The sequence below is a fragment of the Klebsiella sp. Q2 genome (genome assembly GCF_009900705.1).
Classification (GTDB): domain Bacteria; phylum Pseudomonadota; class Gammaproteobacteria; order Enterobacterales; family Enterobacteriaceae; genus Klebsiella; species Klebsiella quasipneumoniae.
In genome coordinates this window covers 1-20,328 of record NZ_JAAABE010000002.1, presented here as the reverse complement: position 1 = coordinate 20,328, position 20,328 = coordinate 1, and the positions used below count along the sequence as shown (strand labels likewise).

The window sequence follows — 20,328 nt, the reverse complement described above, 5'->3', positions numbered from 1 at the left end:
AACCGGAATGGTTCCAGACTAATGCAATGTAATTTGTTTGTGCGAAATCGTGTTGATTTGTGCGCGGATCATCTCGCTAATCGGATCCTCCGGACATTGCTCGACAAAATAGCTCAGGTCCAGCAGCGCCACGTGATCGCAATCCAGCTGGGCATATATCAGCCCGCGGTCGCGGATCTCATACGGGTCTTCCGGGTTAAACTGCAGCAGCGCTTCGCTGGCGCGCAGGGCCAGCTCCATCTGCCGCTCTTCCATCAGCGCCGACTTCAGGGTGTCCAGCAGCTTGCGGATCACCTCGGCGTTATCCGCTTCGTCGAGATCTTCATTAAACAGTTCCGCCACCGGCCCGATGTTGCCCTTCAGCCATACCTCCAGAGTATGTTCGTCGAGGGTTTCGCCATTGAACGGATTAATCAGCCACATCTCTTCGCTGGTTTCCGGGTCCGCGCGCAGCAGCATCTGGGTCGGGAAGATCACCGGCACCACCGGCAGCCCCAGACGCTGGGCGATCCACAGCAGGATCGCGCCTAACGACACCGCGCTCCCCTGACGGTTGACCAGCACTTTATCCAGCCAAAGCGCGTCGGAAAGACGATAAACGCCCTGCGAGGCGCCAAAGCCCCACTCCTCGTAAAACAGCGCCAGCAGGCGTTCTATCTGGCGTTCCTGGTCCCACGAAGGCGCAATCTCCTCCTGCGCGAGGCGCAGCAGCCGCTGCAGCTCTTCCTCGACAAAACGCGTCGGAAAATCGTCGCGAACCTGTTCAGAAATGAGGACCATGCCATCACACAATGGCGCTTTGTTAAATTCGAAATCCGCTAATGACCCCATGACCTACCCCAGTATCGGTATTCTTGTGATGGCGAGTTGAATGATGATAAACAACACCACCAGCGCCAGCAGGAACGCGATAAAGCGGCTCTGCTGGCTGCGCGGACGACGACGGCCCAGCGCGATAAAACCTAATGCGATATAAATGATAACGCCAAACAGCTTTTCAGTCAGCCATGCGCCGTCTTCTGTGAACGGCAGGTAGTGCGTTATCGCCATTAATCCCGCACCGCTGAGAAACAGCAGCGTATCGCTGCAGTGCGGCGCAATTCGCACCCACCGCTGGTTCAGCAGCGGGCTCTGGTGATACATCCACCAGTAACGTAAAACGAACAATCCTACCGACACCACCACGCTGGCGATGTGCAGATAGAGGACAGCCGTGAATAAGTTCATCAGCCAACGTTCTCCATGTCGGGTAAACGTCCGAGGGTCAGACGCTCATTGTCGCCATAGTCGCGACAGGTCGCGACGTCCAGATAGCCCGCTTCGCGGAACAGCGCGCGCACCGCTTCGCCCTGGGTCCAGCCATGCTCCAGCAGCATCCAGCCGCCGGGCTGCAGATACTGCCGCCCCTCGCGGATAATCTGCGCCAGATCGGCCAGCCCCTCATCGCCCGCCACCAGCGCCGTTAGCGGCTCAAAGCGCACATCGCCCTCGGCGAGATGCGGGTCTGCCGCGTCGATATAGGGGGGATTGCTGACGATCATGGCGAAACGCTGCCCGGCCAGCGCGGCAAACCAGTCGCTTTGCCGTATCGTCACGTTAGCGATGCCCAGATGGGCGGCATTACGCAACGCCAGCGCCACGGCGTCCGGCATGACGTCCACCGCGGTGATCTCACAGTCCGGACGCTCGCTGGCCAGCGCCAGGGCAATGGCGCCGGTCCCGGTGCCGAGGTCGAGAATACGGCACGGCGCGACGGGCAGACGCGCCAGCGCCTGCTCTACCAGACATTCGGTATCCGGGCGGGGGATCAGCGTCGCCGGGGAGACAAACAGCGGCAGCGACCAGAACTCCCGCTGCCCGACCAGATGGGCGATGGGCTCCCCGCGCTGGCGTCGCTGCAGGAGCGCCTCCAGCGTCGTCGCCTCGTCAGCGGAGAGTGTCGTTTCGCCGAAGGCCAGGATCCAGGTGCGCGCCCGGCCGGTGACGTGTCCCAGCAGGATCTCGGCGTCGCGTCGCGGACTGTCGCTCTCCGCCAGGCGGGCGATTGCCTGCTGCAGCCAGGCCTGAAAGGTCATCATTCCTGCTCGGACAGCGCCGCCAGCTGATCGGCCTGGTGTTCCTGGACAATCGGCTCAATCAGCATGTCGAGTTTGCCCTCCATCGCCTCATCCAGACGGTAAAGGGTCAGGTTGATGCGGTGATCGGTCACGCGGCCCTGTGGGAAATTGTAGGTACGGTTGCGATCGCTGCGGTCGCCGCTGCCCAGCAGGTTGCGGCGCGTGGAGGCTTCCGCCTGCTGACGCTTGGCCACTTCGGCGGCGCGGATCCGCGCACCCAGCACCGACAGCGCCTTGGCTTTGTTTTTATGCTGAGAACGTTCGTCCTGACACTCCACCACGATGCCGGTGGGCAGGTGGGTAATACGGATCGCCGAGTCGGTGGTGTTAACGTGCTGCCCGCCCGCGCCGGAGGAGCGGAAGGTATCGATGCGCAGATCCGCCGGGTTGATATCCGGCATTTCCGCCTCCGGCAGCTCCGGCATCACCGCCACCGTACAGGCGGAGGTGTGGATACGCCCCTGCGACTCGGTGGCCGGCACGCGCTGCACGCGATGGCCGCCGGATTCAAATTTGAGCCGGCCGTAGACGCCGTCGCCGCTGATCTTGGCGATCACCTCTTTAAAGCCGCCGTGTTCACCTTCGTTGGCGCTGAGGATCTCCACCTGCCAGCGGCGCGATTCCGCGTAACGGGTGTACATGCGGAACAGATCGCCGGCAAACAGCGCCGCTTCGTCGCCGCCGGTCCCGGCGCGTACTTCCACGAAGGCGTTACGCTCGTCATCGGGATCTTTCGGCAGGAGCAGGACCTGCAGCTGTTGCTCCAGCTGTTCGCCTTTATCTTTGGCGTCCCGCAGCTCTTCCTGCGCCATTTCGCGCATTTCCGGATCGTCGAGCATCATCTGTGCGGTTTCAATATCCTCCTGCACCTGACGCCAGTCGGTATAGCAGCGCGCCACATCGCTCAGTTGAGCATACTCCCGCGACAGCGCGCGGAATTTATCCTGATCGGCAATCGTCGCGGCATCGCCGAGCAGCGCCTGCACTTCTTCGTGGCGCTCGTACAACGCTTCCAGTTTGGCAACAATAGAAGACTTCATAGGCGTGAATTCACCCTGTCCTGAAAATAAGAGAAAGGTGCGCTATTCCAGCCCGAGGCTGTTGCGCAGAATATGCAGGCGTTCGTCGTCCCCGTCACGGGCGGCCTGCTGAAGAGATTTGGTTGGCGCGTGGATCAGGCGGTTGGTGAGCTTACGCGCCAGATCCTGCATAATTTCCTGGGCATCGCCGCCCTGCTCCAGCGCGGCCAGCGCCTTCGCCGTCAGCTCCTCACGGACCTGCTCAGACTGCGAACGGTACTCGCGAATGGTCTCGCTGGCGCTCTGCGCGCGCAGCCAGGCCATAAATTCGCTGGTCTCCTGCTCGACGATCGATTCCGCCTGCACCGCCGCGGCCTTACGCTGCGCCAGGTTATGCTGAATGATGTTTTGCAGATCGTCGACGCTGTAGAGGTAGGCGTTAGCCAGTTTACCGACCTCCGGTTCGACGTCGCGCGGGACGGCGATATCCACCAGCAGCATCGGCTGGTTACGCCGCGCCTTGAGCGCGCGCTCCACCATGCCTTTGCCGATGATCGGCAGCGGACTAGCGGTGGAGCTGATAATGATGTCGGCCTCTTTCAGCCGTTCGTCGATATCGCTAAGGGCAATCACCTCGGCGCCCACTTCTTCCGCTAGCGCCTGGGCGCGTTCACGAGTGCGGTTGGCGATCACCATTTTGCGCACGTGATGTTCGCGAAGATGACGCGCCACCAGTTCGATGGTTTCACCGGCGCCGACCAGCAGCACCGTCACGCTCGACAAGGATTCAAAGATTTGCCGCGCCAGGGTACAGGCGGCGAAGGCGACGGAAACGGCGCTGGCGCCGATATCGGTTTCGGTACGCACGCGCTTGGCCACCGAGAACGATTTCTGGAACATCCGCTCCAGTTCGCTCACGTTGAGGTGGCCGCGGCTGGAATCGGCGAAGGCTTTTTTCACCTGGCCGAGGATCTGCGGTTCGCCCAGCACCAGCGAATCAAGGCCGCTGGCGACGCGCATCAGATGGCTGACGGCGTCGTTATCCTGGTGCCAGTAGAGGCTTTTACGCAGGTCTTCTTCATTGAGGCCGTGGTAATTGCACAGCCAGCGGATCAGCGCTTCCTGCAGGTTATCCTGCTCTTCGACGCTGAGATAGAGTTCCGTGCGGTTGCAGGTCGACAGCACCACTCCACCCTGCACCATCGGCTGTGCCAGCAAGCTCTCCAGCGCCTTATCGAGCGTTTCCGGCGAAAACGTGACGCGTTCTCGCAGGGCGACCGGAGCTGTTTTGTGATTGATGCCAAGAGCTAAAAGGGTCATTGTGAGGGAGTAGTACCAGCGTTGCTAAGGTTAGTCTGAGTGCATCATACAGGATGCGCGTAATCAATAAAAGAGAGGCTCCCCTTTTGGAGTAATAGCCAAAGCAAGACCGCCATTAAGGTTAATTTTTTGATTTCAGACAACTTGAACGTAGACGCTATCGCCCGGCGACGCTAGCATTAAGGGTTATAAATGTAACCTGCTACACAAATCGGCCCGCTGTTCCCCTGCCGCCGGATTTCACTGTAGACATCAAGGATTTGTCATCATTATGAATCGACTGTTCCGCCTGCTGCCGCTGGCCAGCCTCGTCCTGACCGCTTGTTCTGTTCATACCCCCCAGGGGCCTGGCAAAAGCCCGGATTCGCCGCAGTGGCGCCAGCACCAGCAGGCTGTTCGCAGCCTCAACCAGTTCCAGACCCGCGGGGCGTTTGCCTATCTCTCCGACGAGCAAAAAGTCTATGCCCGCTTCTTCTGGCAGCAAACCGGTCAGGACCGCTATCGCCTGCTGCTAACTAACCCGCTGGGCAGCACCGAGCTGTCGCTGACCGCCCAGCCGGGCAGCGTGCAGCTGATCGACAACAAAGGCCAGACCTATACCGCCACCGATGCCGAAGAGATGATTGGCCGCCTGACCGGGATGCCGATCCCGCTGAACAGCCTGCGCCAGTGGATCATCGGCCTGCCGGGTGACGCCACCGACTATTCGCTGGACGATCGGTACCGTCTGCGCGAACTGAACTACACGCAAAACGGCAAAACCTGGCACGTCACCTACGGCGGCTACACCACCGATACCCAGCCAGCCCTGCCGTCTAATGTCGAGCTAAACAATGGCGCCCAGCGCATCAAGCTGAAGATGGATAACTGGATCGTGAAATGATGAGCCGCTGGCCCTCACCTGCAAAACTGAATCTGTTCTTATATATCACCGGCCAGCGGGCCGATGGTTACCACACCCTGCAGACGCTGTTTCAGTTCCTCGACTATGGCGATACGCTGACCATCGAACCGCGCGCTGACGGCGAACTGCGTCTGCTGACGCCGGTGGCCGGTGTACCGGATGAAGAAAATCTGATTATTCGCGCCGCGCGTCTGTTGATGCGCGCCGCCGGCGAAAGCGGCCGCCTGCCGGCGGGCAGCGGCGCCGATATCAGTATCGATAAACGCCTGCCGATGGGCGGCGGCCTGGGGGGCGGCTCGTCCAATGCCGCCACCGTGCTGGTGGCGCTTAACCATCTCTGGGACTGCGGGCTTTCGGAAGATGAGCTGGCGACCCTTGGTCTGCAGCTGGGGGCCGATGTGCCGGTCTTCGTGCGCGGCCATGCCGCCTTTGCCGAGGGAGTGGGTGAAATTCTCACGCCGGTGGAGCCCGAGGAAAAATGGTACCTGGTGGCTCATCCAGGCGTCAGTATTCCGACGCCGATCATTTTTCGCGACCCGGAGCTACCACGAAATACCCCGCGCCGGTCAATTAATACGTTATTAAATTGTGAATTCAGCAACGATTGCGAGCTTATCGCAAGAAAACGTTTTCGCGAGGTTGATGCCGCGCTTTCCTGGCTGTTAGAATATGCGCCGTCACGCCTGACCGGCACAGGGGCCTGTGTGTTTGCTGAATTTAACACCGAATCCGCTGCCCGTCAGGTGCTGGACACTGCCCCGGCATGGCTAAATGGCTTTGTGGCGCGCGGAGTCAATCTCTCGCCGCTCAAGCAGGCCCTGCTCTGATTCCTGCGCTGTGATGGCGCAACGATCATGAGTAAGCCGGGGAAATTGAGTTACGGTGACAACGTCACCCTGTTCCAGACGTTGCATCGTGCTCTTTAAATACACCGACTGGATCGAATGGCGCCAGCCCGCACATTATTGGCCCATTCATCCACCACTGGACGCATGCCTGAGGTTCTTCTCGTGCCTGATATGAAGCTTTTTGCTGGTAACGCCACCCCGGAACTAGCACAACGTATTGCCAACCGCCTGTACACTTCTCTTGGCGACGCCGCTGTAGGTCGTTTTAGCGACGGCGAAGTCAGCGTACAAATCAATGAAAACGTACGCGGTGGTGATATTTTCATCATCCAGTCCACTTGTGCTCCCACCAATGACAACCTGATGGAACTGGTTGTTATGGTTGATGCTCTGCGTCGTGCTTCGGCAGGTCGTATCACCGCCGTTATCCCTTACTTCGGTTATGCTCGTCAGGACCGTCGTGTTCGTTCTGCTCGTGTGCCAATCACCGCGAAAGTGGTGGCGGATTTCCTGTCCAGCGTCGGCGTTGACCGCGTGCTGACCGTTGACCTGCACGCAGAACAGATCCAGGGCTTCTTCGATGTGCCAGTTGATAACGTGTTCGGCAGCCCAATCCTGCTGGAAGATATGCTGCAGCTGAACCTGGACAACCCGATCGTGGTTTCTCCAGACATCGGCGGCGTAGTTCGTGCTCGCGCTATCGCTAAACTGCTGAACGATACCGATATGGCCATCATCGACAAGCGTCGTCCGCGCGCCAACGTCTCCCAGGTGATGCATATCATCGGCGACGTCGCTGGTCGTGACTGCGTGATGGTCGACGATATGATCGACACCGGCGGCACCCTGTGTAAAGCGGCAGAAGCGCTGAAAGAGCGCGGCGCGAAACGTGTATTCGCTTACGCGACGCACCCAATCTTCTCCGGCAACGCAATCCAGAACATCAAAAACTCTGTGATCGATGAATTTGTCGTCTGCGATACCATTCCGCTGGCACCAGAAATTAAAGCGCTGGATAAAGTGCGTACTCTGACGCTCTCCGGTATGCTGGCTGAAGCTATTCGCCGTATCAGCAATGAAGAATCAATCTCTGCTATGTTCGAACATTAATCGAGCCGAGCACAAAAACCCGCTGCGGCGGGTTTTTTTGTCTCTGCATTTTTAATTCTTCCACAACATCATTCGGCATGCGTCAAGGCGGCAAGTGAATGAATCCCCGGGAGCGTACAGGCAGTACGTGACCGGGGTAAATGAACGCAGCCAACACAGAGGCATCCCGAAATATGACGTGGAAATGATCAATGCCTCCTTCACCTGCCATTTAGTTGACAGATGATGCGCTCATGGATGAAACATTATTGTGAACAGATTATTTTCCTCACATGTGATGCCTTTCCGCGCCCTCATCGACGCTTGTTGGAAAGAACAGTACACCACCGCCCGCTTCACGCGTGACCTGATCGCCGGGATCACCGTCGGGATCATTGCGATTCCGCTGGCGATGGCGCTGGCGATTGGCAGCGGTGTGCCGCCGCAGTACGGCCTCTATACCTCAGCGGTGGCAGGGATTGTGATCGCCTTAACCGGCGGGTCGCGCTTTAGCGTTTCCGGCCCGACCGCCGCCTTTGTGGTGATCCTCTATCCGGTTTCCCAGCAGTTCGGCCTGGCGGGGCTGCTGGTGGCGACGCTGATGTCGGGGATCTTTTTAATTCTTTTCGGCCTGGCGCGCTTTGGCCGCCTGATCGAATATATCCCGCTGTCGGTCACCCTCGGCTTCACCTCCGGGATCGGTATCACTATCGGTACCATGCAGATTAAGGATTTTCTCGGCCTGCAGATGCCCCATGTGCCGGAGCATTATCTGCAGAAAGTGGCCGCGCTGGCCATGGCCCTGCCGACCATTAACGTCGGGGACGCCGCCATCGGCGTCGTCACCCTCGGCACCCTGATCTTCTGGCCGCGGCTGGGTATCCGTCTGCCGGGCCACCTCCCCGCGCTGCTGGCCGGCTGCGCGGTGATGCTGGTGGTCAACTTGCTCGGCGGCGATGTGGCGACGATCGGCTCGCAGTTTCACTATCAGCTGGCGGACGGCACTCAGGGCAACGGCATTCCGCAGCTGCTGCCGCAGCTGGTGCTGCCCTGGGATATGCCGGGCTCCAGCTTTACCCTGAGCTGGGCTTCGCTGCAGGCGCTGCTGCCTGCCGCCTTCTCCATGGCGATGCTCGGCGCGATTGAATCTCTGCTGTGCGCGGTGGTGCTCGACGGTATGACCGGTACCAAGCATAAAGCCAACAGCGAGCTGATTGGCCAGGGGCTAGGCAACATCGTTGCGCCGTTCTTCGGCGGGATCACCGCCACCGCGGCGATTGCCCGCTCGGCGGCGAACGTGCGCGCCGGCGCCACATCGCCGGTTGCCGCCGTGATCCACGCCCTGCTGGTGATCATGGCGCTGCTTATCCTCGCCCCGCTGCTCTCCTGGCTGCCGCTGTCGGCGATGGCCGCCCTGCTGCTGATGGTGGCATGGAACATGAGTGAGGCGCATAAAGTCATCAATCTGCTGCGCCACGCGCCGAAGGACGACATCGTGGTGATGCTGATGTGCATGTCGCTGACGGTGCTGTTTGATATGGTGATCGCCATCAGCGTCGGGATCGTGCTGGCTTCGCTATTGTTTATGCGCCGTATCGCGCGCATGACGCATCTGGCGCCGGTCAACGTCGAAGTGCCAGACGATGTGCTGGTGCTGCGGGTGATCGGTCCGCTATTCTTTGCCGCCGCCGAAGGTTTATTCAACGATCTGGAGACCCGGATCGCCGGCAAGCGCATCGTGGTGCTGAAGTGGGACGCCGTGCCGGTTCTCGACGCCGGCGGTCTGGATGCCTTCCAGCGCTTTGTGAACAAGCTGCCGGAAGGCTGTGAATTGCGCGTATCTAACCTCGAGTTTCAGCCGCTACGCACGTTAGCGCGCGCCGGCGTCAAGCCGCTGCCAGGCCGCCTGAGCTTCTACCCCGATCGTCAGGCCGCGCTGGCTGACCTGTGATCACCCGGCGGCAGGCCCCTGCACCTGCCGCATCACCGCCCCCGTCGCCTGTTGTAGCCAGCTCAGCACCGCCGGCGTCATCCAGGTGCCCTTCATCAAATGCGGCTCCTGCTCCATTGCCCGACGAAACTTCTGCAACGTCTGCGGCCGGGTACCGGCGTAGGACTGAAACAGCTCAAGCCACGCCCGGGCCAGCGCCTGACCCGAAGCTGAATCCGGCGCTATGCCCTCCCGGCACGCCTGATGCAGCTTCGCCACCAGCGCAGGCCACTCCTGTAGCCGGTCGAAATAGTGCTGGCGGGTGAACGCCATCTCTTCATCGTCGAGATACCGCGCCCAGATGGCCAGTTTGCTTTCGGCAAAGGCCTCGGTGATAAAGGCGATGATGGCCGGGGTGACGCCGGTCTGTTCAACCATTTGCGGCTCGGCGGCATGCATCGCGTTCAGGCGGGTCAGAAACTCCGGGCGCCCTGCTGTATCCTGCTCCAGGCGCTCCATCCAGCGCGTCGCCAGACTCATCGCCTGCGGACTGTCCGTCGGGCAGCCGCTCGCCATCAGCGTCTGCACCTCCTCCGTTAGCTCGCGCCACGCCTGGGCGCGCTGTTCATCCTGTGCCGCAAACGGCAGCGCGGCTAACTCCTGTTGACTAAACCAACGATCGTACATTTTCATTAACTCCAGCGTCTGTAGCCAGGACTCCAGATCGGGTTCATTGCCGCTCGCCAGCGCCTCGCGCAGCGCCAACAGCCGGTCGCGCAGCCTGGCGACATCACGCAGTTGGTCATTCAGCGTCTCTATCTGCTGCGTCAGCAGCTCAGGCAGCGACAGCGTTTGCCGATCGAGATAGTCCTTGATGGTGGCGAGCGTCAGCCCGGTCTGCGCCAGCGCCTTTATCATATGCAGGCGCTGAACCGCTGACAGGTTATAGAGCCGATAGCCCGCCTCGCTTCTGGCCGAAGGCGTTAACAGCCCCGTCTGTTCATAATGATGCAGCGTACGCACCGTCAGTCCGGCGCGCTTCGCCAGCTCTCCCACCTGAATTAACATGACTGCTCCTCTCTGTGGCCAGGTCCGCTACTCTGCTGCCTGACGTAACGTCAGGGTCAAGCATAAAACGCGCTTAATATTCACTTTTGGCGGCAACCATAGCATCACGAAGCTCAGGTCGGAATGGGGGTCGTTATATGGCGGGAAAAAGAAGAAGCGATAACGAGAGTCAGAGAAAAACGCATCGGCCTCGGAAGGCCGATGCGGAAAATGCGGTTGCGGTTAGCTGTGACGATGCTGGTTACGACGGCAGCGTTTATCGTAGTGGCGCACCCACCAGTAGCGGTCGCTGACCTGCTCGTGGCCGCCAATACGGGCTCCGGCCAGCCAGAGCACAGCACCGACGAAGATGCTTAAGATAGCGCCATGCGCAAAGAATTGTGGCAGGTTAAGCTGCGGAAGCTGGTTCAGAATGGAGTAACCCACCCCCACAACCATCACCACCAACCCTAACCCCATGAGTACGTTACCGAGTAACGAAGCATTTTTGCGTTTCATGTGTCACCTCCGGACTTTGGGTTGCCAGGGAATGTCCCCAAATCTTATAGGTGTAGTATAGACAAGGTCTCTTCTGCGGAGTGCGCCCACGATCACATTAGTGAACAGCGAATAGACAAAAATTTACAAATAAGTCTATGAACCATATCAAATTCTAATGATTTAGTGAGTAAATCATCAATGCCGGTATTGTCTTATAGCCAGAATTTTGTCAAGCGCGCCCGCAGACAGTACACTACGCGGCAGAGAATGCCCCATGCAGGATAGAAAACGTGACCATTAAACTGATTGTCGGCCTGGCCAACCCCGGTGCGGAATATGCCTCCACCCGGCACAACGCTGGCGCCTGGTATGTGGATTTACTGGCGGATCGCCATCGCGCGCCGCTGCGCGAAGAGAGCAAATTCTTCGGCTACACCTCGCGCATCAACCTGGCGGGCGAGGATGTTCGCCTGCTGGTGCCCACCACCTTTATGAACCTTAGCGGTAAAGCCGTGGCCGCGATGGCAACCTTTTATCGCATCAACCCGGACGAAATTCTGGTTGCCCATGATGAGCTGGATTTGCCGCCGGGCGTGGCGAAATTTAAGCTTGGCGGCGGCCATGGCGGCCACAACGGCCTGAAGGACATCATCAGCAAGCTCGGCAATAACCCGAACTTTCACCGCTTACGCGTCGGGATCGGCCATCCGGGCGATAAAAACAAGGTTGTCGGCTTTGTGCTCGGCAAACCGCCGGCCAGCGAGCAGAAACTGATTGATGATGCCGTCGACGAAGCGGCGCGCTGTACGGAAATCTGGTTAAAGGATGGTCTCACCAAAGCGACCAACCGTTTACACGCCTTTAAGGCGCAATAAGCCGTTGTCGTGCGGCATTTTTGCCGCGCACCGTGTATAATAGGCAAAGCTATTCAATTTTCTGCAATCTGTTCCTTGTAACAGATTGATTATCCAAAGATTAAGGTGATTTAAATCATGGGATTCAAATGCGGTATCGTCGGTTTGCCCAACGTCGGCAAATCCACCCTGTTCAATGCGCTCACCAAAGCGGGTATTGAAGCGGCCAACTTCCCCTTCTGTACCATTGAGCCGAACACCGGTGTCGTACCGATGCCCGATCCGCGTCTGGACAAGCTGGCTGAAATCGTCAAACCGCAGCGTATCCTGCCGACCACCATGGAGTTCGTTGATATCGCGGGCCTGGTTAAAGGCGCGTCCAAAGGCGAAGGTCTCGGCAACCAGTTTCTGACCAACATCCGCGAAACCGAAGCTATCGGTCACGTGGTTCGCTGCTTCGAAAACGACAATATCATTCACGTCGCGGGGAAAGTGAACCCGGCGGAAGATATCGACGTTATCAACACCGAACTGGCGCTGTCTGACCTTGATACCTGCGAACGTGCGATTCACCGCGTCTCCAAAAAAGCCAAAGGCGGCGATAAAGACGCGAAAGTTGAGCTGGCCGCGCTGGAGAAATGCCTGCCGCAGCTGGAAAACGCCGGTATGCTGCGCGCGCTGGATCTGACCAAAGAAGAGAAAGACGCCATCCGCTATCTGAGCTTCCTGACCCTGAAGCCGACCATGTACATCGCGAACGTCAATGAAGACGGTTTCGAGAACAACCCGTACCTCGATCAGGTTCGCGCCATCGCCGAGCAGGAAGGGTCTGTGGTGGTGCCGGTGTGCGCCGCGGTTGAAGCGGACATCGCCGAGCTGGACGATGAAGAACGTGACGAGTTTATGGCTGAGCTGGGCCTCGAAGAGCCGGGTCTGAACCGCGTGATCCGCGCTGGTTACGCCCTGCTGAACCTGCAGACCTACTTCACCGCTGGGGTGAAAGAAGTGCGCGCATGGACCATCCCGGTAGGGGCGACTGCGCCGCAGGCAGCCGGTAAGATCCACACCGACTTCGAGAAAGGCTTTATCCGCGCGCAGACCATCGCTTATGAAGACTTTATCGCCTACAAAGGCGAACAGGGCGCGAAAGAAGCCGGTAAAATGCGCGCTGAAGGTAAAGATTACATCGTCAAAGATGGCGATGTGATGAACTTCCTGTTCAACGTCTGATCCCGCTGGCTGGCATTTCTGCCGCCATCGAGTAATAAAAAATCCACGCTCCGGCGTGGATTTTTTTTCGTGCGCCAGACGGCGCGCTACTCCACGATATGGGTCTCTTCTGCCGCTTCGTAGCCATCAACGATCTGCACAATCTTTTTTAACTCGTCCTCAATAAAAGCCGGGGTGGCGCTTTCCCCTGAGGCCGGGTGATGAAGCTCCACCGAGATGCCGCTGGCAGCATTGGTCAGCGACAGGCTAATCTCCTGCGGATCCGCCGCTGACGAGGGTCGCCCGATATGCTGCGCGATGGTCGCCGCCGCCGCGCGCGTATCGACTTCCGCGAGATGCCCCCACCTCATTTCAACATGCCCCTGCTGCCCTGCCTTTATCACCTGCAGCGTATAACCGCTTTTTGCCATTGCCATGTCTTATCCTCCGGTTTCATTGCCCGGGCGACACATTCTCAGCCCGGTTTTATCAGCAAAGTTCGAACACTTCCGCCTTGCCGTTAATGACTCTTTTCCACATAGGTCTGCATATTTTCTTTGGTCACTAACTCAAACGGGATCCAGACATGGGACTCGACTTTTTCTCCTTTAATCAGCTTCAGCGCCACCGCTAAGGCCGTTTTGCCCTGACCAACGGCATCCTGGAAGACTGTTACCTGGATCTTATCGCTGGCCAACGCTTTTAGCCCATCCGGCGTGGCGTCGATCCCGCCGATCAGCAACTTCTTCTGGCTCTTCTCCAGCGCCATCGCCGCGCCAATCGCCATCTCATCGTTGTTCGCCGCCACAATATCAATCTCTTCCCCGTTGCCTGCCCAGTTCTGCATCAGATCCATTCCCTCGCTGCGGGAATAGTTGGCCGGCTGTTTCTGCACCACTTTCATCGCCGGGTATTTGGCCACCACCTGCTCTACGTCTTTGGTGCGCTGCAGCGCGCCGGCATCGGTGAGATTGCCGATCATGATGGCGACGTTGCCTTTGTAGTTTGCCAGCTTCGCCAGCGCTTCCATCTGTAATGTACCGGACTCCCGCTCGTCCGATCCGACAAACACCACGCCAGGCGGTAACGTTTTATCCCCCGGCGTCCGGTTCACATACACCAGCGGCATTCTGGCCTGCTGCGCCATCTTCGTCAGCTGCGGGGTGCTGGCGGAGTCCACGGGGTCCACGATGATGGCGTCCACGCCGGAGGCGATGAAGCTCTGCACCTGATCGGCCTGGCGTCCGGTGTCGCCGCGGGCGTCTTCGAACTGCACATCGACGTGACGGGCTTGAGCTTCTTTCTCAATGGACTGACGGATAATGGTGAGAAAGTTTTGATCGAAGTAAGCCATCGAGACGCCGATCTTCTCCGCTAATGCCGAAGCGGAACTGGCCAGAAGGCCTACTAACAGGATGATTTTACAGTGCTTCATAGCATACCCTCAGAGGTCGAAATAAAATTTTCAATATAAACACAAACGGTATATTTAAATCATTTTCAGACTACGAAGGGCGTTCGGTTCTTGCAATCATGATGTAAAGAAAATGTTGCCATGCGCACATTTTATTTTACCGCCTCACTCATCAAGGCCTCACCGGTTTCGGGGAGCGCAGCGGGCGGCGAGGCCGGCTGATTTCGCTTCAGTAGGGCATTCTCCACGATCGGCTGTTGCAGATGCAGTTCGGCGAGGCTGCCGCGGGCGGCAGACCAGGGTTGACCCACGGGGAGCGCGGCCACCTCGCGCAATTGCTCTTCCAGCGGAACGGCGCGGTTAAGCGACTGCATGATGGCAAACACCGCCGTTTTCAGTTCGCTCACCGTCAGGTGCTTCCCCTTCTGCTCGTCGAGGGCATTGAGCTGACCGGCGAGCCGTTGCAGCTGCCGCATGCCCTCCGCCCAGCCGGTGAGGTGTTCCGCGGGCAAGCTGCTCGGCATACGGCCAGTTAATATTCGGCCGCGCCGGGTGGTTGAGCTTGTTCATTTCTGCACGCAGCGCAATAAAATCGGCCAGCGTGCGCGGGTCGCCACCGGTTTAATAGCGGAGGTCTGTATGTGTTGTCATCATGATGTCTGTCAGCGCGAGGATTAGCGGGCGGAGCGAGCGTCAAGGTACTGCTGGCGGTTGAGGTGGCGGATCAACACCCGGCCATTGCCAGGCGCTACATTACCCCGTATTTTGGGTTTCCGCTGTGGGCGGATGAAGTCACGATCGCGAGAGGAACAATGAAACCGTTATTTGTCTATGGGACGCTCTGTCCCGGTCGCAGCAATGCGCATATTCTGGAGACGATCGGGGGCGAGTGGCGTCCGGGCTACGTCACTGGCACCTTTTACGCGCGCGGCTGGGGCGCTGCCGCTGATTTTCCGGGGATCGTCCTCGACGCCAACGGCCCGCGGGTCAACGGCTATCTGTTCCTGTCCGACCGGCTGGCGGCGCACTGGCCCATGCTGGACGAGTTTGAGGAGGGGTACGATCGGGTGTCGGTTGAGGTGACCACCGACGATGGACAGCAGGTCAGCGCCTGGATTTATCAGCTCCAGCCCCGGGAGTAATCCCCCGCCAGTATCGCGCTACTGGCCACAGCGGCCCAGCACGTCCGCGGGTCTGGCGTCGTTTCCGCCAATGCAGGTATACTGGCCAGATGTTTCCTAAGCTTCAGATACGCAAATGACAAAACTTACCTTACAAGAGCAGATGCTCAAAGCCGGCCTGGTCAGCAGCAAAAAAATGGCCAAAGTCCAGAGAACGGCGAAAAAATCCCGCGTGCAGGCCCGTGAGGCCCGGGAAGCGGTGGAAGAGAATAAAAAAGCCCAGCTGGAGCGCGATAAACTGCTCAGCGAGCAGCAAAAGCAGGCGATGCTGGCGAAAGAGTATAAAGCCCAGGTCAAGCAGCTGATTGAGATGAACCGCATTACGGTCGCCCGGGGCGATATCGGCTTTAACTTTACCGATAATAATCTGATCAAAAAAATCATGGTCGACAAGACCACCCAAACCCAGCTGATTAACGGCCGTCTGGCGATTGCCCGCCTGGCGGTGGATAACAAACCTGAAGGGGAGTATGCGATTATTCCGGCGGTCGTGGCAGAGAAAATTGCCCAGCGCGATGCCAGCAGCATCGTGTTGCACAGCGCCCTGAGTCAGGATGAACAGGATGAAGACGATCCGTACGCCGACTTTAAGGTGCCCGACGACCTGATGTGGTGATCGCGGGCTTCCGGCGGCAGGCGATCAGAACGAGCTTGCCTGCTGGATATGCATCGGCTCGCGGCTGACGGGATGGACAAAGCGCAGCTCGCTGGCGTGCAGCATCAGCCGCGGAGCCTGTTCCGTGCCCGGCAATTCCCGGCCGCCATACAGATCGCAGCCAAGGATCGGATAGCCCAGCAGCTGACAGTGGATCCGCAGCTGATGGGTGCGCCCGGTCTCCGGGGTAAGCGCCACCCTCGTCAGCGCCAGCGCCCTCTCCCCTTCCCGCGTCTGGTACAGGCGGTCAATGACCCGGTAGCGCGAACGCGCCGGTTTGCCGTGCCGGACACTGATCGACATGCGCGGGAAACGGGCCGGGTCTTTGGCGATCGCCGCCTCCACGCCCCCCTCGTCTTCCGGCAGATGGCCGCACAGCAGCGCCGTATAGACCTTACCCACCGTGCGCTGGCTGAACTGTTGGCACAGCGCAGCGTTAATCCCCTTGTTGCGGGCGACCACCATCAGACCGGAAGTGCCGAAGTCAAGGCGGTGTACCAGGGTACAGCCCGGAAAGCGCTGGACCAGTCGATGATGGACAGAGTCGAGGTTGCGCGGATCTTTGCCTGACAGGCTCAGCAGCCCGGCCGGTTTATTGATTAGCAGCAGGTGTTCATCCTGATACAAGAGGGTGATCTGGTCGCGGCACGGCGGCGCGACAAAGGTATCGATAATGGTGGACATCAGGCGGCCCGAAGAAGGAGTGGCCGGCGATAGTACCCCATTTTGTCCGCCGGTACGACGCTGGCGCACGATCCGCCCTCGCGGCGGTGTCATTTATCACCCACACTTATCGTAAAGGCATGGTCTGCGCAGGCAATGTGCTTTACACTGCGCGCTGCAAAATTTGAGTTAACCAACGAGTAAGAACGGTAATGGCGATGAACGGAACAATCACAACGTGGTTTAAAGATAAAGGTTTTGGATTTATCAAAGATGAAAACGGCGAAAACCGGTATTTTCATGTGATTAAGGTCGCCAATCCCGATCTCATCAAGAAAGACGCGGCGGTGACTTTCGAACCAACCACCAACAATAAAGGGCTGTCGGCCTACGCGGTCAAGGTCATTCCGGAGAGCAAATATATCTATATCGCCGGCGAGCGGCTGAAGCTGACCTCCATCAAGTCCTATGTGGTTTACCGGGAAGAAGAGCCGGTCGAGACCCGCGTGGATAAAGAAAACGCGGTGCTGTCGGTCGGGCTGCTGATGAACAGCATCCGGCCAAAATCCACGGTGCAGCCGGGAGAGATGCGCTCGGTGAAAAAGCTGGCGATCACCACCTTTCAGGGGACAACCCTGATCTTCTCGGAAGACGAAATCGATATCGATGCCACGGTAAAACTGCTCAAGGTTTGACGACCCGGCGTGCGGTCAGCCGCGCGCCCAGTCACCTGCCGAGCCGATTTTCGTCGCCATCGCCCCTCACCGGACGGGGCGAGGCGTCAGACAGCCGATAAGGATGCCGCCGCCATGCCCGTAAATTTTGACTTCAACGATCTCTATGCCTTTCGCGCCCTGATGGAGTATGGCAGCTTTCGGCTGGCCGCAGAATCCATTTGCCTGTCGCAGTCGGCCCTCAGCCGGCGCATCGAAAAGCTGGAGACCGCCTTGGGCAACCGGCTGTTCGAGCGCACCACCCGCCGCGTGACCCTTACGCTGTATGGACAGAATTTTGCCGAACGTTCAGAGCAGCTGCTGGCCCACGTCGAGACGGTGCTGGCGGATATCAGCCAGGTCAGCAAGGCGCGCACCGGGCTGGTGACGGTGGCGACGGTACCCTCTGCCGCCTACTACTTTATGCCGGACATCATCCGCAGCTTTCAGGCGCGTTATCCCCAGGTGCGTATCCGGCTGATTGACAGCAGCGTCGGGAATGTGATCGAGGCGGTCAGCAGCGGACAGGCTGACTTTGGGCTCTGCTTTGCCAAAAACCTGCCGGCCAGCATCGAATTCACCCCGCTGGCCGACGACCGCTATGTCGCCGCCTGTCGGCATGACCATCCGCTGGCAGGCAGGACGCACCTCAGCTGGCAGGCATATTTTGAACAGGATTATATTGGCCTCGATCGGGTCTCCGGCAACCGGACGCTGCTCGACCGGGAGCTGGCGCATCTGACGCCGGCGCGGCCAAGCATTTGCGAAACCCGCCACGTCACCACGGTGACGCTGGAAATTTAAAAATCGACAAATATCGTCCAGGAGCGCCATTTTTAATGGCTGGAGATAGCAACCAATATGCGTTGTTTGCAATATTTGGCGAAATTCACTGATTTCCCATGCCCCACTCATGCCCCATCACGCGAATTCTTCCAGGATCGTGAGCCATCAGTAGCCGATGGCTATCCAGTTGAAGTTATCGACGTTCGCCGTCGTGGTGCCTCCCGCTATCCAGCCATAAACATCCACTCCCGTTTTGGTCAGGTTTGAGAAAGACACAAAACGAGCTGCTGCATCAGAGTTTTTTACAGGCACAAAAACCAAAGCAGAGTTTGGGAATGGCGTAGGGAACACAACGCTACCTGAAGGTGAATTAATAACTCCAGATCCAAACTGAATAATCAGGCCGCCATCAACATCTGGAATCCTTATATAATCAGAGGCGCCGAATATTCTCTTTGCAAACCCTATGTTTGCTAACGCCTGGTCGAGAGCTTCGCTACCAGCGTCTTTTATTTCTGAGAAGTTATTAGCAGTTTGCAGGCAGGATGTGAAAGTTCCTGCGGTCATCAAGTTCGCAACAATATCGTTTGTTGACCATACGCGCGGAGTGGTCCCCTCCTGCCCACGAATTACCGTCATCACATCACCAGAAACAGACGTGACGTGCATGATTTCGGAAATGGTTTTTGTGGCTGCATCGGTTATTGTTAATTTGAAATAACTCTGGCCAGATACCGGAACGGGGAATAAAGCCCCTGCTCCCGTACCGACGGTAATAACGGTAGCGGACGCGCTAATACCCGCAGCGAGAACACTCTTTGCGTTATTATTGGCTAATAGCTTCAGCGCCATATATACCCCATTTAAATAATAGAATTATCGGAACGAACATCGCATATAGTAAACGTCACGACGCCGATGACAGTAACATCGTCCAGGGCTTCACCCTCGATCGCTTCGCCATCTTCGGTAATCAGTGACTTTCCTCTCAGCGTGGCAAGTTCCGTCCCGCCGCTGTGCTGTATAAGCAGCTGGCTTCCCTGCTTTGGCTTAAGGGAAATATCCAGCACAACGTAACCGCCAGAACGCTCGAACAGGAGCGTGTTCGGCCCGACATTGCAGATCGAGTTAACAGACAGCCTTTGCTCGACGTAGTCAGACGCCGGAGACGGGAACCCCATCAGATGACCCTCCCCATGTTGGCCATCATCCACAGCCTGTTTTCGCTATGGTCCGGCGTCTTATCGACGAAATACGTCTGCTCGCGTGCGATCCAGGAGTTCGCCTCCACCTCAGATAAGTGGATGCCGCGCCGGCGCAGCGCGGTAACGAAGTCGCGGGTGTGAAGGTACTGGAACCCCTTGGAACTGCGCAAAACCGACTCGCGGAAAGCCGCGGCGATATCTGACTGTCGAAGCATGATCTGCCCTCCGATAAATACTGTTTTTATATACAGTAGTTTTTATAGGCCAGCAGATCAATGCTGGTAATCCCTATCAATCACCCCAACAGGAATCGACTTATGAGAAGCGGGAACCGATCGAGGAAGAGTCTGCCGCGAGAATTTGTGCAGTTGTCAGTGTGGTTGCGGTTAGATCGTCTTTTCTGCATCGATAGAATTTGCCAGCCCAGGAAAGCGGGAACACAGACGAAGCGCCGATATATTTCTGCGTTGGTGCATCCGGCACGGTTGTAGCCACAGCTGCATACCCAGACGTATATACTGCCACGCCATCAACATATACTGTTAACTGCTGTTGTGTGCCATCGCTACTCAGTTGTAGCTCAAAAGCAACCTGGTGGAGTGCGTTGTCATAAATTGACGCCAGCGCTGAGGCCAGGCCGCTGTAGTTTTTACCGCGGGCATGAACGGTAATTGACGTCGGAGCCGCGTCAGTTGCTGGGTTGCATATCAGCGTCAGCATTGATTTAGTCGCATCGTTAATTGTTGTGGTTGAGAAACTCAGCGTTTGGTTATTTCCGCTGGATACCGTCCCCGCACCACGATTGGACATTTTCAGCCATACCGTTACGAGCCAGTGAGTATCTGACGGCTGTGGTGCTATAGCGTCCGGGAG

23 protein-coding genes and 2 pseudogenes are annotated in these 20,328 nt (G+C 58.0%); 10 read left to right on the top strand and 15 right to left on the bottom strand.

The genetic code is table 11. The features are described 5' to 3' along the window. Nucleotides 1-18: 18 nt before the first annotated feature. From sirB1 to hemA, 5 genes are read right to left on the bottom strand one after another with little or no spacing between them, the layout of a single operon-like run. Nucleotides 19-831, bottom strand: a complete 813-nt coding sequence (gene sirB1 / locus GT756_RS07690; protein WP_017899847.1) for an invasion regulator SirB1 — start codon at nucleotides 829-831, stop codon at nucleotides 19-21. Between the two features lie 3 nt (nucleotides 832-834). After that, on the bottom strand, nucleotides 835-1,227 hold the full coding sequence (sirB2, locus tag GT756_RS07685; RefSeq protein WP_008804389.1) for an invasion regulator SirB2: 393 nt from the start codon (nucleotides 1,225-1,227) through the stop codon (nucleotides 835-837). Then, a complete protein-coding gene (prmC, locus tag GT756_RS07680) occupies nucleotides 1,227-2,075 on the bottom strand; it encodes a peptide chain release factor N(5)-glutamine methyltransferase (RefSeq protein ID WP_017899848.1) in 849 nt (282 codons plus the stop codon). Before prmC ends, sirB2 begins: the two co-directional genes overlap by 1 nt. Beyond that, nucleotides 2,075-3,157, bottom strand: coding sequence for a peptide chain release factor 1 (prfA, locus tag GT756_RS07675; protein ID WP_004203214.1), 1,083 nt, complete (start codon nucleotides 3,155-3,157; stop codon nucleotides 2,075-2,077). The genes prmC and prfA overlap by 1 nt, the downstream gene beginning before the upstream one ends. Nucleotides 3,158-3,199: 42 nt before the next feature. Then, a complete protein-coding gene (hemA, locus tag GT756_RS07670) occupies nucleotides 3,200-4,456 on the bottom strand; it encodes a glutamyl-tRNA reductase (RefSeq protein WP_002910404.1) in 1,257 nt (418 codons plus the stop codon). A 271-nt stretch (nucleotides 4,457-4,727) separates the two neighbouring features. On the opposite strand from hemA, the gene lolB reads away from it, so the two are divergent. From lolB to dauA, 4 genes are all read left to right on the top strand, one after another. After that, entirely contained in the window at nucleotides 4,728-5,339 is a 612-nt protein-coding gene (gene lolB, locus GT756_RS07665) for a lipoprotein insertase outer membrane protein LolB (protein WP_004203216.1), read from the top strand. Next, complete coding sequence (gene ispE, locus GT756_RS07660; protein ID WP_174562437.1) at nucleotides 5,339-6,187, top strand: 4-(cytidine 5'-diphospho)-2-C-methyl-D-erythritol kinase; 849 nt, start codon at nucleotides 5,339-5,341, stop codon at nucleotides 6,185-6,187. The genes lolB and ispE overlap by 1 nt, the downstream gene beginning before the upstream one ends. A gap of 183 nt (nucleotides 6,188-6,370) precedes the next feature. Then, nucleotides 6,371-7,318 carry a ribose-phosphate diphosphokinase gene (gene prs, locus GT756_RS07655; RefSeq protein WP_002910407.1) on the top strand — a complete coding sequence of 316 codons (948 nt, stop codon included), beginning with the start codon at nucleotides 6,371-6,373 and terminating at the stop codon, nucleotides 7,316-7,318. A 250-nt stretch (nucleotides 7,319-7,568) separates the two neighbouring features. Further along, nucleotides 7,569-9,248 carry a C4-dicarboxylic acid transporter DauA gene (dauA, locus tag GT756_RS07650; RefSeq protein WP_004203219.1) on the top strand — a complete coding sequence of 560 codons (1,680 nt, stop codon included), beginning with the start codon at nucleotides 7,569-7,571 and terminating at the stop codon, nucleotides 9,246-9,248. Here dauA and GT756_RS07645 read toward each other — a convergent pair whose 3' ends face one another. Then, nucleotides 9,249-10,295 carry a MerR family transcriptional regulator gene (locus GT756_RS07645; protein WP_160124653.1) on the bottom strand — a complete coding sequence of 349 codons (1,047 nt, stop codon included), beginning with the start codon at nucleotides 10,293-10,295 and terminating at the stop codon, nucleotides 9,249-9,251. It lies immediately after the preceding gene. Between the two features lie 222 nt (nucleotides 10,296-10,517). After that, nucleotides 10,518-10,793 carry a stress-induced protein YchH gene (ychH, locus tag GT756_RS07640; protein ID WP_002910437.1) on the bottom strand — a complete coding sequence of 92 codons (276 nt, stop codon included), beginning with the start codon at nucleotides 10,791-10,793 and terminating at the stop codon, nucleotides 10,518-10,520. 272 nt (nucleotides 10,794-11,065) lie between these two features. Between ychH and pth the strand changes: the two genes are divergently transcribed. Both pth and ychF read left to right on the top strand, forming a co-directional pair. Beyond that, nucleotides 11,066-11,650 (top strand): aminoacyl-tRNA hydrolase, encoded by a 585-nt coding sequence (gene pth / locus GT756_RS07635; RefSeq protein WP_160124652.1) that lies wholly within the window; start codon nucleotides 11,066-11,068, stop codon nucleotides 11,648-11,650. A 117-nt stretch (nucleotides 11,651-11,767) separates the two neighbouring features. Further along, nucleotides 11,768-12,859: a redox-regulated ATPase YchF gene (gene ychF / locus GT756_RS07630; protein WP_004203224.1), complete on the top strand. Its 1,092-nt coding sequence runs from the start codon at nucleotides 11,768-11,770 to the stop codon at nucleotides 12,857-12,859. Between the two features lie 86 nt (nucleotides 12,860-12,945). Here ychF and GT756_RS07625 read toward each other — a convergent pair whose 3' ends face one another. The 3 genes and pseudogenes from GT756_RS07625 to GT756_RS07615 all read right to left on the bottom strand — a co-directional run. Further along, nucleotides 12,946-13,275: a DUF1869 domain-containing protein gene (locus tag GT756_RS07625; protein ID WP_004203225.1), complete on the bottom strand. Its 330-nt coding sequence runs from the start codon at nucleotides 13,273-13,275 to the stop codon at nucleotides 12,946-12,948. Nucleotides 13,276-13,358: 83 nt separating this feature from the next. After that, complete coding sequence (locus tag GT756_RS07620; protein ID WP_017899852.1) at nucleotides 13,359-14,273, bottom strand: sugar ABC transporter substrate-binding protein; 915 nt, start codon at nucleotides 14,271-14,273, stop codon at nucleotides 13,359-13,361. A 131-nt stretch (nucleotides 14,274-14,404) separates the two neighbouring features. Beyond that, nucleotides 14,405-14,767: pseudogene (locus tag GT756_RS07615) on the bottom strand (VasL domain-containing protein); the annotation flags it as partial. Between the two features lie 297 nt (nucleotides 14,768-15,064). On the opposite strand from GT756_RS07615, the gene GT756_RS07610 reads away from it, so the two are divergent. Next, entirely contained in the window at nucleotides 15,065-15,394 is a 330-nt protein-coding gene (locus tag GT756_RS07610) for a gamma-glutamylcyclotransferase family protein (protein WP_004203231.1), read from the top strand. A 115-nt stretch (nucleotides 15,395-15,509) separates the two neighbouring features. Beyond that, nucleotides 15,510-16,049 carry a DUF2058 domain-containing protein gene (locus GT756_RS07605; RefSeq protein ID WP_004203232.1) on the top strand — a complete coding sequence of 180 codons (540 nt, stop codon included), beginning with the start codon at nucleotides 15,510-15,512 and terminating at the stop codon, nucleotides 16,047-16,049. A 24-nt stretch (nucleotides 16,050-16,073) separates the two neighbouring features. On the opposite strand, the gene GT756_RS07600 is transcribed toward GT756_RS07605, so the two are convergent. Continuing rightward, nucleotides 16,074-16,772, bottom strand: a complete 699-nt coding sequence (locus GT756_RS07600) for an RluA family pseudouridine synthase (RefSeq protein WP_017899855.1) — start codon at nucleotides 16,770-16,772, stop codon at nucleotides 16,074-16,076. 191 nt (nucleotides 16,773-16,963) lie between these two features. Between GT756_RS07600 and GT756_RS07595 the strand changes: the two genes are divergently transcribed. Both GT756_RS07595 and GT756_RS07590 read left to right on the top strand, forming a co-directional pair. Further along, entirely contained in the window at nucleotides 16,964-17,446 is a 483-nt protein-coding gene (locus tag GT756_RS07595; protein WP_004203243.1) for a cold-shock protein, read from the top strand. Between the two features lie 114 nt (nucleotides 17,447-17,560). Continuing rightward, a pseudogene (locus tag GT756_RS07590) lies at nucleotides 17,561-18,253 on the top strand (LysR substrate-binding domain-containing protein); the annotation flags it as partial. Between the two features lie 162 nt (nucleotides 18,254-18,415). Here the strand turns inward: GT756_RS07590 and GT756_RS26140 are convergent. The 4 genes from GT756_RS26140 to GT756_RS07570 all read right to left on the bottom strand — a co-directional run. Continuing rightward, the gene (locus tag GT756_RS26140) at nucleotides 18,416-19,102 is read right to left on the bottom strand and encodes a hypothetical protein (protein ID WP_243817547.1); all 687 of its coding nucleotides are present in this window, start codon (nucleotides 19,100-19,102) and stop codon (nucleotides 18,416-18,418) included. 11 nt (nucleotides 19,103-19,113) lie between these two features. Continuing rightward, nucleotides 19,114-19,431 (bottom strand): hypothetical protein, encoded by a 318-nt coding sequence (locus tag GT756_RS07580; protein WP_160124651.1) that lies wholly within the window; start codon nucleotides 19,429-19,431, stop codon nucleotides 19,114-19,116. Then, the gene (locus tag GT756_RS07575) at nucleotides 19,431-19,670 is read right to left on the bottom strand and encodes a hypothetical protein (protein WP_160124650.1); all 240 of its coding nucleotides are present in this window, start codon (nucleotides 19,668-19,670) and stop codon (nucleotides 19,431-19,433) included. The genes GT756_RS07580 and GT756_RS07575 overlap by 1 nt, the downstream gene beginning before the upstream one ends. Before the next feature lie 100 nt (nucleotides 19,671-19,770). After that, nucleotides 19,771-20,328: hypothetical protein (locus tag GT756_RS07570; protein ID WP_216846583.1), on the bottom strand; the 558-nt coding region annotated here is incomplete at its 5' end.